Annotated in this window: 11 protein-coding genes; 1 reads left to right on the top strand and 10 read right to left on the bottom strand. The window is 64.7% G+C overall.

Features of this window, described 5'->3' with window-relative positions; genetic code table 11:
• Positions 1 to 30: 30 nt before the first annotated feature.
• The 7 genes from AABB87_RS13140 to AABB87_RS13110 are packed head-to-tail and all read right to left on the bottom strand — an operon-like array spanning position 31 to position 5,466.
• Complete coding sequence (locus AABB87_RS13140; RefSeq protein ID WP_341971649.1) at positions 31 to 918, bottom strand: ribose-phosphate diphosphokinase; 888 nt, start codon at positions 916 to 918, stop codon at positions 31 to 33.
• Positions 919 to 935: 17 nt separating this feature from the next.
• Entirely contained in the window at positions 936 to 1,673 is a 738-nt protein-coding gene (locus AABB87_RS13135) for a lysophospholipid acyltransferase family protein (protein WP_058718654.1), read from the bottom strand.
• A gap of 5 nt (positions 1,674 to 1,678) precedes the next feature.
• A complete protein-coding gene (locus tag AABB87_RS13130; RefSeq protein ID WP_341971648.1) occupies positions 1,679 to 3,013 on the bottom strand; it encodes a dihydroorotase in 1,335 nt (444 codons plus the stop codon).
• Positions 3,010 to 3,972 carry an aspartate carbamoyltransferase catalytic subunit gene (locus AABB87_RS13125; protein ID WP_058718652.1) on the bottom strand — a complete coding sequence of 321 codons (963 nt, stop codon included), beginning with the start codon at positions 3,970 to 3,972 and terminating at the stop codon, positions 3,010 to 3,012. Before AABB87_RS13125 ends, AABB87_RS13130 begins: the two co-directional genes overlap by 4 nt.
• An 11-nt stretch (positions 3,973 to 3,983) precedes the next feature.
• On the bottom strand, positions 3,984 to 4,484 hold the full coding sequence (gene pyrR / locus AABB87_RS13120; RefSeq protein ID WP_341971647.1) for a bifunctional pyr operon transcriptional regulator/uracil phosphoribosyltransferase PyrR: 501 nt from the start codon (positions 4,482 to 4,484) through the stop codon (positions 3,984 to 3,986).
• Complete coding sequence (gene ruvX, locus AABB87_RS13115; protein WP_295082029.1) at positions 4,481 to 4,888, bottom strand: Holliday junction resolvase RuvX; 408 nt, start codon at positions 4,886 to 4,888, stop codon at positions 4,481 to 4,483. Before ruvX ends, pyrR begins: the two co-directional genes overlap by 4 nt.
• Positions 4,888 to 5,466: a YqgE/AlgH family protein gene (locus tag AABB87_RS13110; protein ID WP_341971646.1), complete on the bottom strand. Its 579-nt coding sequence runs from the start codon at positions 5,464 to 5,466 to the stop codon at positions 4,888 to 4,890. Before AABB87_RS13110 ends, ruvX begins: the two co-directional genes overlap by 1 nt.
• Before the next feature lie 33 nt (positions 5,467 to 5,499).
• On the opposite strand from AABB87_RS13110, the gene AABB87_RS13105 reads away from it, so the two are divergent.
• Positions 5,500 to 6,966 (top strand): cryptochrome/photolyase family protein, encoded by a 1,467-nt coding sequence (locus AABB87_RS13105; RefSeq protein ID WP_341971645.1) that lies wholly within the window; start codon positions 5,500 to 5,502, stop codon positions 6,964 to 6,966.
• Here AABB87_RS13105 and AABB87_RS13100 read toward each other — a convergent pair.
• From AABB87_RS13100 to AABB87_RS13090, 3 genes are all read right to left on the bottom strand, one after another.
• Complete coding sequence (locus tag AABB87_RS13100; RefSeq protein ID WP_341971644.1) at positions 6,938 to 8,011, bottom strand: alpha/beta hydrolase family protein; 1,074 nt, start codon at positions 8,009 to 8,011, stop codon at positions 6,938 to 6,940. The two genes, AABB87_RS13105 and AABB87_RS13100, sit on opposite strands and share 29 nt — an antisense overlap.
• 148 nt (positions 8,012 to 8,159) lie before the next feature.
• On the bottom strand, positions 8,160 to 9,197 hold the full coding sequence (locus tag AABB87_RS13095) for a GGDEF domain-containing protein (protein ID WP_341971643.1): 1,038 nt from the start codon (positions 9,195 to 9,197) through the stop codon (positions 8,160 to 8,162).
• A gap of 137 nt (positions 9,198 to 9,334) precedes the next feature.
• Positions 9,335 to 15,865: a hybrid sensor histidine kinase/response regulator gene (locus AABB87_RS13090; protein ID WP_341971642.1), complete on the bottom strand. Its 6,531-nt coding sequence runs from the start codon at positions 15,863 to 15,865 to the stop codon at positions 9,335 to 9,337.
• Positions 15,866 to 15,880: the final 15 nt, after the last annotated feature.

The following is a 15,880-nucleotide window of genomic DNA, read 5'->3' as shown; positions in this document are numbered from 1 at the left end:
TCTCACGACCCGCCCTGCCCCGCCCGCGGTTTACACAAAGCGACGCAAGGTCTCGGCCAGCAGCGGCACGATGCTGACCGCATTGCTGGCATGCGGCACGCTATTGCTGCTCCACACATGGCGCACGCCGGCAGCGTGCAGATCGGCCACCGCAGCGCCGTTGAAGAGCGCGTGCGTCACGGCCACATCTACTGTGAGAGCACCACGCGCCAGCAGGCCCTGGGCCGCGCCGATCAGGGTGCGGCCGGTGCTGGCCATATCGTCCAGCAAAACCAAGGCACGGCCGTCAACAGGCACATCCGGCAAGGCCAGGCTGACCTGAGCGTCGCCATGGCGCACCTTGCTGCCGATGGCGTGATCTAGGCCCGCGGCCTGCGCCGCCTCGCGCACCCATTGGCCCGACTCTTCATCCGGCCCCAAGAGCAAAGCGCCAGGCACCTGCTCGGCCACCCAGCGTCCCAGCAAGCCGGCGGCCGAGAGGGCCAACCCCGCCCCGGCCGGCATCACCTCGTCCAGATGACTGATGCGGTGCAGATGCGGATCAATCGTCAGCACATGGTCGAAGAACTGGCTCAGCAGGCGCGCGATATGGCGCTGGCTGACCGCTTCGCCGGGCGTGAATTCCATGTCCTGGCGCATATAGGCCAGATAGGGCGCAATCAGCAGCAAGCGCTGCGCGCCTAAGTCGCGGGCGGTGGGTGCCGCGATCATTAACTCGGTCAGCTTTTCATTCGGCTGCTGCAGGCCGCGTAGCAGCAACACGGTGGTCGGCAAGGGCGTGGGCAGCACCAGGCGGAACTCACCATCGGGAAAGCGGTGGCGGCGGATGAACTTCAAAGGCAGGCCCAGGGCCTGCGCCAATTCATCGGCAAGAATGGCTTCCTCCTCGAAAGCCAACAAAACTGCATTTGGATTCATGGCCTGACTTTAGCCCGTCAATGCCGCGCCATGCCTTGCATGATCTCATCACGCACATGCTCGGCCAGCGCTCGGCGGTCAGCGTGGCTGGTGCTCATGGACATCAGCACATCAACGCGCACGCTCAAGCCCCGCGCCTTCAGCACCGCCCACAGGCTTTGAACCAGGGTGGTACCGCCAATGAACTGAGCCGCCGTGCTGAAGCGCATGCCGGGCTCCGACCAGCGCAAGGCCAAGGGCTGCAAGGGCACATCGGTCGAAATGGCGGCCTGCAGCAGATTGCCGTGGAAGCCTAGCGGCTCGGGCCCCGGCCCTGTCGTGCCTTCGGGAAACACCGCCACCGTGTCGCCATTCTTGAGCGCCTCGGCCATCTGGTGCACCACCCGCAGGGCGTCGCGTTTGCTGGCGCGCTCGATGAACAAAGTGCCCACGCCGTCCACCATCAATCCGACCACGGGCCAATCACGCACATCGGCTTTGGAGACAAAGCGCGCCTCCGGCACCACCGCATGCACGGCCGCAATGTCCAGCCAGGACACATGGTTGGCAACGATCAATTTGGCGCCGGGCCGTGGCGTGCCGCTGGTTTCCAGGCTGACGCCCAAAATGCGCAGCATTTCGCCCGACCAGCGCTTGACCTCCACATGCCGGCGCGCCGTGCTCAAGGTGGCAAAGCGCAGCCGGATCAGAACCACGCCCCAGAGCAAATGCAGGCACAAACGAAATAGGCGCCCCAGGGCGACAAGGGTGCGCATCAGGTTCAGGCGTGGCCGGCCGCTGAGCCAAGCACATGGCAGGCTTCAAAGGCGATATGCCCCGCCACTACCGTCATGCGCACCTGGGCCGGCAGCTCGAAGCCACTGGTCTCAAATGCGAACGGGGTGTGCTTGCCCTGGCTGCTCAAGGCATCGGGCGTCACCGCCCAGCTGGCCTTGTCGTCAAACACGCAGACATCGGCCACGCCACCCACCACCAAGCGGCCGGCGCTGGCCGCCAGCGAACCCAGGGCGTCGCCCAGCACGCTCACCGGTTTGGCGGTGATCACGCCCAGCGCTTGGCTCAAAGGCAGGCCGCCGTCCTGGGCCCAGCGCAGGGCCAGGCTCAAGAGCAGCTCCAGCCCGGTCGCGCCCGGCGTCGCTTCGGCGAAGGGCACATTCTTTTCATCCGCCGCCACCGGCATATGGTCGCTGACCAAAGCGTCCAGCGTGCCATCGGCCAGGCCGGCGCGCAGCGCGTCGCGGTCACGGCCCTGACGCAGCGGCGGGGTCAGGCGCATGGCGGGGTTGAAGTAGCCGATGTCCACATCGGTGAGATGCAGGGAGTTGATGGACACATCGGCCGTCACCGCTAGGCCTTCCTTCTTGGCCGCGCGAATCAGGGCCACGCCGGCGGCGCTGGAAATGCGGCACAGGTGGACGCGGGCGCCGGTGGCACGCATCAGCTCAAAAATGGTGTGCAGGGCCACCGTTTCGGCCATCACCGGCACGCCGGACAGGCCCAAGCGCGTGGCCACCGCACCGCTGGCCGCCACGCCGTTGCCGAGGTAAGCGTCATGCGGGCGCAGCCAGACTGTGTAGCCATAGGTGGCCGCATACATCAGGGCGCGGTTCAGCACCAAGGTGTCGCGCACCGGAGACTCGGCCTGCGAGAAGCCGATGCAACCGGCCTCGGTCAGCTCGGCCATTTCGGTCAGCGACTCACCGCGCAGATCTTTGGTTAGCGCGCCAAGGGGAAAGAGCCGGCAGCGGCTCAGCTTGCGGGCACGGAACTTGAGCATCTCCACCAGGCCGGGCTCGTCCAGCACCGGGTCGGTGTCGGGCGGGCAGACCAGGCTGGTCACGCCACCGGCCGCTGCAGCGGCCAGCTCGCTCTCCAACATGCCCTCGTGCTCATGGCCGGGCTCGCGCAGGCGCGCGGCCAGATCAACCAGGCCGGGGGCGACGATCAGGCCGCTGGCATCGACGATGCGGTCAGCTGCGAACTCGGTCGGCTCACCCAGGGCGACGATGCGGCCGGCCGCGATAGCCAGATCACCGATGCGGTCCAGGCCGGAGGCGGGGTCGATAAGGCGACCACCCTTGATCAAAATCTTCATGCTTCGTTTCCAGCGAGGATGGACATCACGGCCATGCGAACGGCGATGCCGAAGGTCACCTGCGGCAAGATCACGCTCTGCAAGCCATCGGCCACGGTGGAGGCAATCTCCACGCCGCGATTGATGGGGCCCGGGTGCATGACGATGGCGTCAGGCTTGGCCAGCGCCAGCTTCTCAGGCGTGAGGCCAAAGTTCTTGAAGAACTCGCCAGCGCTGGGCAGCATGGCGCCGCTCATGCGCTCGTTCTGCAGGCGCAGCATGATGATCACGTCGGCGCCGCGCACACCCTCGGCCATATCGTGGCAAACGCGCACGCCCATCTCGCGCAAATCACCCGGCACCAAGGTCTTGGGGCCAACGGCGCGGATCTCGGGCACGCCCAGAATGTTCAGCGCATGAATGTCTGAGCGAGCCACGCGCGAATGCACGATGTCGCCGACGATGGCCACGGTCAGGTTCTTGAAGTCCTTCTTGAAATGCCGGATCGTGTACATGTCCAGCAAGCCCTGCGTCGGGTGGGCGTGGCGGCCGTCACCGGCGTTGACCACATGCACATGCGGCGCGCAATGCTGGGCGATCAGATAGGGCGCGCCCGACTCGCTGTGGCGCACCACAAACATATCGGCATGCATGGCCGAAAGATTGGCCACCGTGTCCAGCAAGGTCTCGCCCTTGGCGGTGCTGGAGCGGGCGATGTCCAGATTCAGCACATCGGCCGACAGGCGCTTGGCCGCGATCTCGAAGGTGGTGCGGGTGCGGGTGCTGTTCTCGAAGAACAAATTGAACACCGACTTGCCTCGCAGCAAGGGCACTTTCTTGACCTCGCGGTCATTCACCGACAAAAAGGTGCCGGCGGTGTCGAGGATCTGGTGAATGATGGCCTGGGGCAGACCTTCAACGGAGAGCAGGTGAACCAGCTCGCCGTGCTTGTTGAGTTGCGGATTTCGCTTGGACAACACGATGAATCCCCTTATTTGATGTCGAAACTGAAGCGGCCGGTCTCATCCTTGGCCAGGCGCAGGCGCTGCGCCGCGTCCAGATGGATGCGGGCGGCGGAGAAGGCCGGCTCGATCGGCAGCTCGCGCCCGCCCCGGTCCACCAGCACGGCCAGGGTGACACTGGCCGGGCGGCCGAAATCAAACAGCTCGTTGATCACCGCCCGCGTGGTGCGGCCGGTGAACAGCACATCGTCCACCAAGATCAGCGGGCGGCCATTCACATCGAAAGGCAGCTTGGTGTGATCGGCACTGGCCGCCATGCCTTTGGAGCCGAAATCATCGCGGTGCAGGCTGCTAGAGATCACGCCCGCGGCGCCCACCAGGCCCAAATCTTTTTGCAAGCGCTCGGCCAACCAAGCGCCACCGGACCAAATGCCCACCAAGGCACTGTCGGGCTGGCTCAGCAGCAGTTTTTGCACGCCGCGCAACAAGTCGGCGTAAAGCGCCTCGGCATCGAGAAGTAAGGTCGTCACGAGGTCTCCCGGAAAAATTGTTCAAGAATCAAAGCGGCGGCGGCGGCATCGACATCGCGCACGCCATAACTTTCCGCTTCAACAGAGGTGTAGCGTTCGTCCACCTCGTGGACGGCCAGGCGAAAGCGGCTCTTCAGCTGGCGGCCGAATTTGCGCGCGCGCAGGGTCATCTCATGCTCGGCGCCATCGGGGTGGCGTGGCACGCCGATCACCAAGGCGTCGGGCTGCCATTCTTTGATCAGCTTGTCGATCGCAAGCATGCGGGCTTCGCCCTCCAGCGCCAGGCTTTTCAAGGGCTCGGCGGTCTGCGTGAAGCGGCTGCCGGTGGCAACACCGGTGCGCTTGGTGCCGAAATCAAAGGCCAGAAAGGTCTGTTGCTGCTGTGGCGCTGGGGTAGCGCTCATCATGCGTGGCCGGCCTCTTGGCTCAGCATGCGCGGATCCACGCCCAGCAGACCCAGGGCGCGCTCGTAGCGCTGCTCCACCGGGGTGTCGAAGATGATGTCCGGCGAGGCATCCACGGTCAGCCAGCCATTGCGGCCGATTTCTTCTTCCAGCTGGCCTGCTGCCCAGCCGCTATAGCCCAGCGTGACCAGAATGCGCTTGGGGCCGGCGCCGTTGGACAAGGCCTCCAGCACATCGCGGCTGGTGGTCATCTCCAGGCCACCTGGCACGGCCAGGGTGGCGTTGTAATGGCCGCCCTTGGCATCCAGCGGCTCGTGCAGCACAAAGCCGCGCTCGGTTTGCACCGGGCCGCCGTAGAAAACCGGGGTATCGGCCAAGGCTTGTTGCGGCGGGCTCAGCTCCACCTTTTCGAACAAGCTACCCAGCGTCAGGGCGATGGGCTTGTTGATCACCAGACCCAGCGCGCCCTTCTCGTTGTGCTCGCACATATAGATGACGCTGCCGGCAAAAGCGTCGTCAGCCATGCCGGGCATGGCAATCAGGAATTGGTTTGCGAGGTCTATCCGGTCTTGGCTCATGCAGCTATTTTATTCGTCGGCGACACTGCTGCCATGATGAATCGTTTGGATCGCGTTTTACTCTGGTTCCGGCGTGACTTGCGTGTCGAAGATCAAGCCGCCTTCTATCACGCTTGCCGCGCTGGCAAGGCGGTGTTTTGCGTCTTTGTGCTGGACCAAGACATCCTCGCCGCCCTGCCCCGCAGCGACCGCCGTGTGATCTTCATCCTAGAGGCCTTGCGGGTGCTGGATGTGCAGTTGCGCGAGCTCTGCCCGGGCGGCGGCCTGATCGTGCGGCATGGCTCGGCGTCGGAAGAAGTCCCCAAACTGGCGGCCGAATTGGGCGTGCAGGCGGTGTTCTACAACCACGATGACGAGCCGGCAGCGCTGGCCCGCGACGCCCTGGTGGCCCAGCGCCTGGCCAGCTTTGCCTGTGGCTTCGAGACCTTTAAAGATCATGTGATCTTCGAACGCAGCGAGGTGCTGACCGCACAGGGCAAGCCTTACGGCGTGTTCACGCCTTACAAAAACGCATGGCTGCGCAAGCTCAATGATTTCTACCTGCGCGCTTATCCGGTGGAACGTCACGCCACCGCGCTGGCCGCCACGCCTTTAGCCAAAGGCGTGCCCACGCTGGCTGAGATTGGCTTTGAGCCGGCCGAGCTCAACCCGATCTTGATGCGGGGCAGCCTCGGCGCAGCCGATTTGTTCGATGAGTTTTTGGAGCGCATCGAACGCTATGACCGCAGCCGGGACTTCCCCGCCATCAAGGGCCCCAGCTACCTCAGCGTGCATCTGCGCTTTGGCACGATTTCAATCCGCCAATTGGCCCGCGCGGCCTGGGCGCGCATGCAAGCGGGCGAGAAAGGGGCCGAGATCTGGCTGGCCGAGCTGATCTGGCGCGATTTTTATCACCAGCTGATGCATCACCATCCGCATGCCATGCACGCCGCTTTCCGCGCCGAATATGACGCGATTGCTTGGGAGAACGGCCCCAACGCCGACAGCCGCTTCGCCGCTTGGTGCGAAGGCCGCACCGGCTACCCGTTGGTGGACGCGGCCATGCTGCAACTCAATCAAACCGGCTATATGCACAATCGCCTGCGCATGGTGACGGCCAGCTTTTTGATCAAGGATTTGGGCATCAGCTGGCAACGCGGCGAGGCCTACTTTGCCGAACAGCTGCTGGACTTTGACCTCGCCGCTAACAACGGCGGCTGGCAATGGGCGGCCTCCAGCGGCTGCGATGCGCAACCCTGGTTCCGCATCTTCAATCCGGTGACGCAGAGCGAAAAGTTCGACGCGGAGGGCCGCTTCATCACCCGCTACCTGCCGCAATTGACCAAGCTGCCGGCGAAGTTGCGGCATGCGCCCTGGACTGCGAAGCCGCTGGAATTGCAGGCTTGCGGTTTGGTGTTGGGGCGCGACTATCCGACCCCAATCGTCGACCATGCTGAGGCCAGGGAACAGACCCTGGCGCGCTACGCCGTCGTCAAGAGCCGGGTATTGCCGCCAGGCTAGCGGTCTCGGGCTTCAGCGCCACGGCCGGGCTGCTGAACTGGCCGTAGGGCGATTGCCAGCGCGCCAGGATGTCCTGGTATTGCGCACTCCAGTGGCGCAAGCCATCTGGCTTGCCATCCAGCACATCGTTCAGAAAGGCCAAGGCCAGCTCCTGCGTGGCTTGCTTGGCGCGGGGGTTGAGCGCGGTGCCGCCGGTGATGCCACGGTCGGTGAACATGCTGTGCGAGCCGCCTTCAAACACGGCCAGCACCTTGCGCTCATCGCGGCCGGTAGCATCAAACAAGGCCAGGCGGTCGCTGGCGTCCGAGAAGTAGCCGGGGACGCGGATCACGTCCTCGGTGGCCGTGATGTGCAGGGTCGGAATAGCGATCGGCCCGGTGATAGGGCGCACATCGCCATCGCCGTAGAAAGGCGGGGCCGAGATCACGATGGCCGCCTTGAAGCGCGGATCGCGCAGATCCAGCGTGTGGCCCTGGCGCGTCACCTGGGCACCGGCCAGCAGCAGCGTGGTGTTGGCACCGTAGGAATGACCGGCGGCGACGATGCGCTCGGGGTCGATCAGCGCGGCGCGCTCGCTGTGCAGCAGTTGGTCCAAGGCGAACTTCACATCCGCCACCCGGCTGATGGCCTCGCCCTCTTGCGCCGCCGCCTGCAGGCGCGACACCAGTTGCAGCGGATTGCCCATCCAGACCTGCTGGCGGTCACTGCCGATATGTTGCACATGCAAGCTGGCATAGCCCTGGCGCGCGAAGTAGGCGCCGAGATAGCTATAGCCGCGGCGCGAGCCGCCGATACCGTGCGAATACACCACCAGCGGCACCGCTTGGCCCGCCACGGCCTGGGCGGGCCAGTACAGGCGCACCGGCACATCGCGCTGGCGGCTCTCATCACGCCAGTCCATTTCTATCACTTGGGCGCCCTCGGCCACTGCCGTCTGCGCATAGCTGCTCAGTGTGTCCGTCGGCCCCATCGCCGTCGGCGTGGTGTTGCAACCCGCCAGCAGCAAGCTCGCCACCAACAGGCATGTCAAGCCAGATCTCAGCATGTCCAGATCCTTCCCAGCAAGCTCGAAAAAGAGCAGCTGGGGTCAGACTAACCCAGATTCAAGGGCAGCGCTGCCCCGAACAGGGCAGCGAAACATTGCGAAACACAGCCTGAGTTCGCAGCGCGAGCGAACCTGAGAGTTCAGGCGTTCAGAACAGCTCCACCGCGCTCGCCCGGGCCTCTTCCTGCAGATGACCGCTGCGCACCAAGTCAGAATGGCTGTTGACTTGGTTGCGCCCGGCTTGCTTGGAGAAATACACCGCCTTGTCGGCACGGTCAAAGGCCGAGCTGGGCGAATCCCCCGGTTTCACCTGGGTGAAGCCCACGCTGACCGTGATGTGGCCGACTTGCGGGAAGAGATAGTTTTCGGTGTTCTGGCGCAGGCGCTCGAAAGCCTGGGCCGCGTCTTGCGGATCGTCGCAGCGCATCAGGGCCACAAACTCCTCGCCACCGAAGCGGTAGAGCAGATCATGGAAGCGGAAGCTGCTGCGCATCAGGCGCGACAGCAGTAGCAAGACTTCATCGCCGATCAAGTGACCGAAGTTGTCGTTGACGCGCTTGAAATGGTCGATGTCGATCACGCCCAGGTAATGCTGGGGGTGCGGCCCATCATGGCGGCGGCCGTCATCCGGCTGGGCGCTGTGCTTGAGCGAGGGCGCCTCGCTGACGGCCTTGAGAAAGCTGTCCTCAAAGGTCTTGCGGTTGAGCAGACCGGTCAGGGTGTCGCGCTCGCTGTAGTCCAGCAAGCCTTGGAAATTGTGATAAATCCGCAGCACGCCGCCGACGATGCGCTGCAAATTGGGTGCTAATGCCTCGCTGGTTTCGATTTCCACCACGCCCACCACTTCGCGGTCGGTGGCAATCGGGAACAGAGCCAGCCAATGGTTGCCAGCAGGCAGCTGCAGCATCTTGCGGTTGTGCAAGCATTCCAGCCGGGCCGGGAAGTCGGATGCCAAAGGCAGGCTCGCGCTTTCGGCCCACAGCGGGTCGGCCGTGGGGACCGCATCACCTTGTGCCAAGCGGGCACGGGTCAGCCAACGCTCTTCACCGGGCTCGCCCACACAGCGGTAAATGGCAACCGACAAGGGCTCCAGCAACTCGCGCAGCGCCGTGACCAGCGTGACGTCCATCACATCGCGATCGCGAAACCCCGTCATTTCCGCTAGATGATCTACGACTTCGGACATGGTGTTCCCTGCCTCATGGTTGAGGCTTCAGCAGCGTTTCCCCCTGTGCGTCGGCGTTCTTAGACCCCTGGCACCCCCAAGCCGGCTGCCCAAGGGCAAACGGTACTGGCCGGCGCGGGCCGCCGGCCAGCACGATCTCAGTGCTGCAGCGGCGCCGTCTCTCCTAGCGCAGAAGCGGAAGTGTAACCAGCGATTAGTTGTAACAAAAGTTCTTCGTCATAGGGTTTGCCGAGGTAGTGGCTAACACCCAACTCTGCCGCGTAGTCCTTGTGCTTCTGTGCAATGCGGCTCGTGATCATGATCACCGGCAAGCTGCTCAGGCGGCTATCGGCGCGCATATTGCGCACCAAGTCGAAGCCGTCCATGCGTGGCATCTCGATGTCGCTGAGCACCAAGGCCGGCAATTCCTCGGCGGCCAGGCACTCCATCGCATCCAGACCGTCCTTGGCCAATTGCACGCGGTAGCCCTCGCGTTCCAGCAAACGCTGGGTGACACGGCGCACGGTCAGCGAGTCGTCCACCACCAGCACCAGCGGCGCCAGGGCTTCTTGCGGCTCCTCGACCAACGCCACCGGCGCACCGCTGGCCAGTTGGGCCTGCTGTTCGCGCAAGCGCTGCTGGGCCTGTTCGCCGTAGCAAGTGGCCAGGGCATGCGGGTTGTAGATCAGCGCCACGTCGCCGGAAGCGAGCAAGCTGATGCCGGCCAGTCCGGGCACACGGTTGAGTTGCGGGCCGAGGTTTTTGACCACCACTTCCTGGTTGCCCATCACCTCGTCCACATGCAAGGCCAGACGTTGCTGGGAATTGCGCAGCAGCACGATGGACGCCGTCTTGCCGTGAGCCTGGCCATGACCGGACTGGCCGAGCAAACTGCCCAGCCAGAAGAAGGGCTGCGTGTGGCCAGCCAAGTTCAGCTTGCCACTGGCGTAAGCGCCTTCCAGCTGGTCCAGCGGCAGGCGCTGCACCGAATCCATCAGCGCCGCCGGCACTGCCACGGTTTGATCACCACAGCGCAGCAACACCACCTGGGTCAAGGCCGTGGTCAGGGGCAGGCGCAGCGTGAAGCGGCTGCCCTGGCCCGGCTCGGTATGGGTGTCGATGCTGCCGCCCAGCGTAGCCACTTCGGCGCGCACCACGTCCATGCCCACACCGCGACCCGAGGTCTCGGTGACTTGGCTGGCGGTGGAGAAGCCGGGCGTGAAGATCAGCTGGGTCAGCTCGGCTTCGCTCAGCTCCGGCGCGTCGGGCTTGATCAAACCCAGTTGCTCGCCACGCTGGCGGATACGGGGCAGATCCAGGCCGGCACCGTCGTCGCTGAAGCTCAGCAGAACTTCGTTGCCTTCTTGTTGCAGCGTCAGGGTCAGCTGGCCGGTGGCGTCTTTGCCTGCGGCCACGCGGGCTTCGCTGGCTTCAATGCCGTGGCCCACGCTATTGCGCAGCAAATGCTCGAAAGCACCGGCCATGCGCTCCAGCACGCTGCGGTCCAACTCGGTCTGGCCGCCGACGATGTGCAGCTGCGCTTGCTTGCCGGTATCGCGCGCCGCTTGGCGCACCACCCGGTGCATACGCTCGGACAAACTGTCGAACTCCACCATGCGAGTGCGCAGCAAATCGTCCTGCAATTCACGCGTCAGACGCGATTGCGCCGCCAACTCGTCTTCACCCAGTTGCACATTGCGCTGCAAAGAGCGCTGCACCGTGGCCACGTCACCCACCGATTCGGTGAGCATCTTGGTCAGTTCCTGGAAGCGGGTGTAACGGTCGAATTCCAGCGGGTCGAAATGCTCGGACGCGCGGCTGAGCTGGTCTTGCTGCGAACCCATCTGGGCCTCGGCTTGCAATTCCAACTCACGCATCTGGGCGCGCAAGCGCTCCAAGTTGTCGTCCAGATCCAGCAAGGCCGACTTCATCTGCGCCAGCTCAGACTCCAAGCGGGTGCGGCGAATACTCACCTCGCCAGCCTGGGCCGCCATGCGCTCGAGCAAGCTGCCGCGCACACGCACCATGGCTTGCGGGCCGATGGGGCCCAGCTCGCCGGCGTTCTCATCCAGCGGGTTTTCGACAAAGCGCGACCAGTCGATGCGCTCAACCGGCGCGGCTGGCTCAGCCGCCACGGCGGTCGGCTCAAGGCCGGCGAGCTCGATGGGCGCAAGCGCCTCGACCGTCTCGGCAACAGCAGGAACAAAGGCTGCCACCTGCTCAGCCGCCAGCGGCTGCACCGTAGTGGCCGCAAAGGCCGTGGGCGCCGCTTCCGCTGGCGCCACCGGTGCCGCCAGATGGCCGGCGCGCAAGGCATCCATGCTGGCAGCCAGGGCGTCGCCACCAGCCTGCAAACTCAGCAGCTCAGCTTGGCTAGGCGCGCCGCTGTCAGCGTGTTGATGCAGAACGCGCTCGACTTCAGTTTCCAAGCGGTGGGCTTGCTCACCCAGGCGCATGGCGCCACTCAGGCGGGCACCGCCCTTGAAGGTGTGCAGGGCGCGCATACAGGCCGCCCCCTGGCTGCGGTCTTGCGGCGCTTGCAGCCAAGCGCGCAAGGCACCGTGCAGCTGACCCAGCAATTCCTGCGCTTCTTCGTCAAAGATATCAAACAGCTCGGGCTCGATAGCATCGGGCAAACCGGGCTCGACTTCATCCTCATGGGCTGCAGGTGTCAGCAGCAGCGGGTCGATGGCGGCTTCAGCCATGGCCAGCGCTGGCGCGGCTTGTTCCTCAACCTCAGCAGCGTCATCGGCCACATCGGCAAACGCAGCCATATCCGGCTCAGCCGCCTGATCGCCCTTCTCCTTGATCAAGGCATCCAGGCCCATGGACAGCGAATCCAGCTCCGACTCGAAGTCCGCATCATGCTCCGGCTGATACGCCTGCAGGGCGGCCAAAGTAGTGGGATCCAGCGGCTTGAGGAAGCCAGCAGCGAACTGATGCAGCAGATGGCGAATTTCGTCGGCCGCCTGCACAAACATCTGCGCCTCGGCCTCGCTATAGCGACGCGTGCGTTGAGCACGGCCCAGGGCGTGTTCCAGCGCGCGGGCGAGAATCGACAGATCTTCAAACTGCACGGCCGCCGCATTGCCGGCCAGCGCATGCGCCAGTGGCTCGCAATTGGCGGGCACGGGGCCATTCAGTTCCAGCGCCCATTCGGCCAGGCTGGTGCCCAGGCGGCGCGACAACTCATCGGCCTCGTTGAGGAAGATATTGAACAGCGTGATGCTGACCCGGATCGGGCCGATGACCTTGACGCTGTCATCTTCCGCCTGCTCAGCCGCGGCTTGCTCGGCGTCTTCGTCCTGTGCGTCGCGGGCCGGGCTGCGAACCAATTCCAGCGTCGGTGCTTGGTGCTGGGGCAAATCGATGGGCTCGGCGGGCTCAATGAGCTCAACAGCTTCGGCGGGCCCAACAGATTCAACCTCCTCTGCGACCAGCTCAGGCGTTTCCGTTTCCGTTTCCGTTTCCGCTTGGGCTTCGGCAGGCTCGGAGTCCGCCAAGTCAGGCGGCAGCAGCAACTCGGTATCGGCCAGTGGAGCAGCGTACTCGGGCACAGCTTCACGGTGAATCTGCGCCAGCGCGGCGATCAACTCATCGTCATTCAGTGCGCCGGCTTCGGCCACCGGCAGAGCAGCTTCTTCACCCAGGTCGAGCTTGAGCTCGAACTCGGGCAGCTCAAATTCTTCGGTGCTCGCGGCTGGCAAATCAGCCCGCAGGCTGTTGAACTCCAGCACAAAGGGCAAGTCTTGCTCTGGCGTCTGCGGCTCGACTGCGGCGACAACGTCCGCAGGCAAGGCCGGCAAATCGCTGTCGCTCTCGCTGGCCACTTCGCCTTCGGTGTGGCTTGGGGAAAGTTGCTCGTCAGCGGCCAAAGCAGGCTCAGCCGCAGGCAGGCTGGCGTCATCAAGGCCTTCGATGGCCTCGATCTCGGGCAGCAAAAACTCTTCAGGCTGTGAGGCCTCTACCGCGGCCGCAGGCTGGGCCGGCAGGTCCAGCAACTCGGACACCTCGGTAGGCGCGAATTCGTTGAAGGTCGTGGGCTCGAAACCTGCCAATTCTGGGACGACGGGGGCCTCTGGTGGCACAGGCGCCAGCATCACCGGCAGAGCATCGACCTCGGGCAAGGTGACAAAACTCAGCTCGGGCATAGGCTCGGGCTGCGCTTCAGACGCCGGCACTGCTTCGACGGTCAGCTCAGGTTCTTGCACAGACTCGGCCGGTGCCAGTTCCGATGCCAGTTCCGGCGCAGCTGCAGCGGCAGGTTCCGCTTGCACTTCAGCCACATGAACTTCAGGCGCAGGTACGGGAACGGGTGCCGGTGCGGGCGCTGCCGCAGGAACTGCCGCCAAAGGACGCAGGCGCAAGGCATCTGCCTTCTCGCGCAGGGGCTCGGGCGTCAGCGTCGGTGTTTGACCCGAGGCAATCTGTTCGCACCACCGGCCCAGGTAATCCAAGGCTTCTTCGCTGAATTCGAGCAAGGCGGCGTCCGCCTTGGGCGTGGCCTCGGCCAAGCGAGCATTGAACAACTGCTCGCAGCTCCAGGCGCCTTCGCCGAATTGCTCCAGCCCGACCATGCGCGAGCTGCCCTTGAGGGTGTGGAAGGCGCGGCGCATCACCGTCAACTGCGGCGTGCTTTCCGAATCCGCGCGCAAGCTCGCCAAGGCCTCGCGGGCATTGCCCAGCACTTCGGCGGCTTCTTCCAGGAAAATCTCGCGCATTTCCGGGTCGTGCGCCGGCAACAAGCGGGTGTCTTCGGCGGGGCGCTGCGCGGCCTCCACCAAAGCCGGCGGCAGAGGCGGCAAATTGGGCATGATGGGCGCAGGCGGCGCGGCATGCGCATCACCACTGCGACCCATCAGCGAGCTCAGGCGGCCTGTGCTTTCGTCAAACACAAACATGCGCTTGGCCAAGGCCGGCTGCACGCCCAGCATGTCGATCATGAAACCGAGCGCGCCCAGATTGTTGGCCAGGCGATCGAACAGCTCACGCGGGGCGGCACGCTCGACATCCACCTCGGTATTGGCCAGGCGATCCACCTCATCGCGCATACGCACGCAAGCCAATGCGGCTTGATCCAGGCCCAGCACGGTCAAGACGCCACGCATCGAGGACAGCTGCCCCGGCACCGGGATCAGACGTTCGCGCTGGCTCGGGTCACGGAAATACTCATCGGCCTGACGCTCCACCTCGGCCAGGCTGCTGCGCAATTCATGCACCACGCTGCCCAGCGTCTGGCGATCGGAGACACGCCGATACAAATCTTCCATCCAGCCTTCGAGCGGCTCAGGCGCCTCGCCGCGGCCCACCGCAGCGATGCGGGCGGCCAGGCGTTTGACGCGGTCAGCCTGCTCGGGCTGGTCAAAGACGGCCTCGTCCAGCGCCGCTTCGACGTACAACAAACTGGTGGCCAATTCCATCGCCACGGCAGGTGGCGGGGCTTTGGCCGAACGCACCGTGCTGACCACGGCGCGCTGCAGCATTTCGCCCAGAACCGCGCCGCTCGGGAACAAGCGGTGCAGAGATTCGGCCAGGCTGGCGAACTGCTCGTCCAGCACCGGCATGCGATGGGTCTCGCCCTCGGCCACCGTACCCCAAGATTCCTTGGCAGCACTGACGCGGCGCTTGGCCTGGCTCACCCAGGCCGGGTCGATGCGACCCAGGCTCTCGTCTTCATAGTCGCCCAAGGGCTGGTTGGCCAGGCCATAGGCCTCCCGCACCGCCGCCAGGCGAGGTGCTTCGGCAGGGCTGGACAAAGAACCACTTTGGGCGCAGAAGAACAACAGGTCTTGCGCCAGCCGTTGCTTGGCATCGAGATCACCGGCATCGCCTAGCCCGACCACGCGCAGCTGGGACAACAAGCGCGAGCCCAGGCGTTTGACAAAGCTATCCAGCGGCAGCAAGCCCAAGGACTGCGCCTCGAACATGGCCGCGGCCAGTTGCCACAGGGTCTTGGTCTTGGGCGCATGCTGCAAGCCGCCCACCAGGCCGGCACACAGATCACTCAGCTTGGCGGCATAGGCGCGTGCCGCAACAGCATGCGGCTCCCGCATCTGCTTAAGCAAGGTTGACTCGAAGGCCGGGCGCACCGTCTCCAGTGCTTGCACAGGCACCTTGCCATCAACCGGCAGATCACGCCATTGCCATTCAAACTGCCACAGGTCGGCCGGATGAACACGCTCGGCGCCGTTCAAGGCCTGCAGATCGCGGTAGCTCGGAAACAGGCTCAGGCTGGAAATGGCCGCCGAAGGCGCGCCCGCGCCCAACATGCGAGACACCAGCGAGAGCAGCGCGAAATCTGCACGCTCGATGACTTCGACCCGCGCCAATTCGATATTGGCGGGATGCTGGGCCAAGTCAGCGACGGCCTGCTCGGCCGCGCGCAAGACGATGGCACCGGCCGGCAAGCCGACCAAGTCCAGCACACCGGCCACCTGATGCAACTGGGCGGCGGCGGCTTGCAGCGCCGGCAGCGGCTGACTGTCGGCACCCAAGGCGGAGTAGCCCGTCATGCGGCCATCGCCATCGCGCAAAAGGCGGCGCAAGGATTTGTGCACCGACTCCAGCGAGCGGCGCAACTCTTCCTGCACCCAGGCCAGCGGACTCAGGTCGGCAGGAAATTCGGAATCCTGCGCGTCCCGCATATCGCGCGGTTCCGGCTGGGGCCGGGACTGGCTCGTATTGGACATGAGATCCATCCTAGC

The sequence above is a fragment of the Roseateles sp. PN1 genome, from assembly GCF_038419725.1.
In the GTDB taxonomy this organism is placed as follows: domain Bacteria; phylum Pseudomonadota; class Gammaproteobacteria; order Burkholderiales; family Burkholderiaceae_C; genus Paucibacter_A.
Note: the sequence above shows the minus strand (reverse complement) of the source record. Positions and strands in the feature narration are given on the sequence as shown.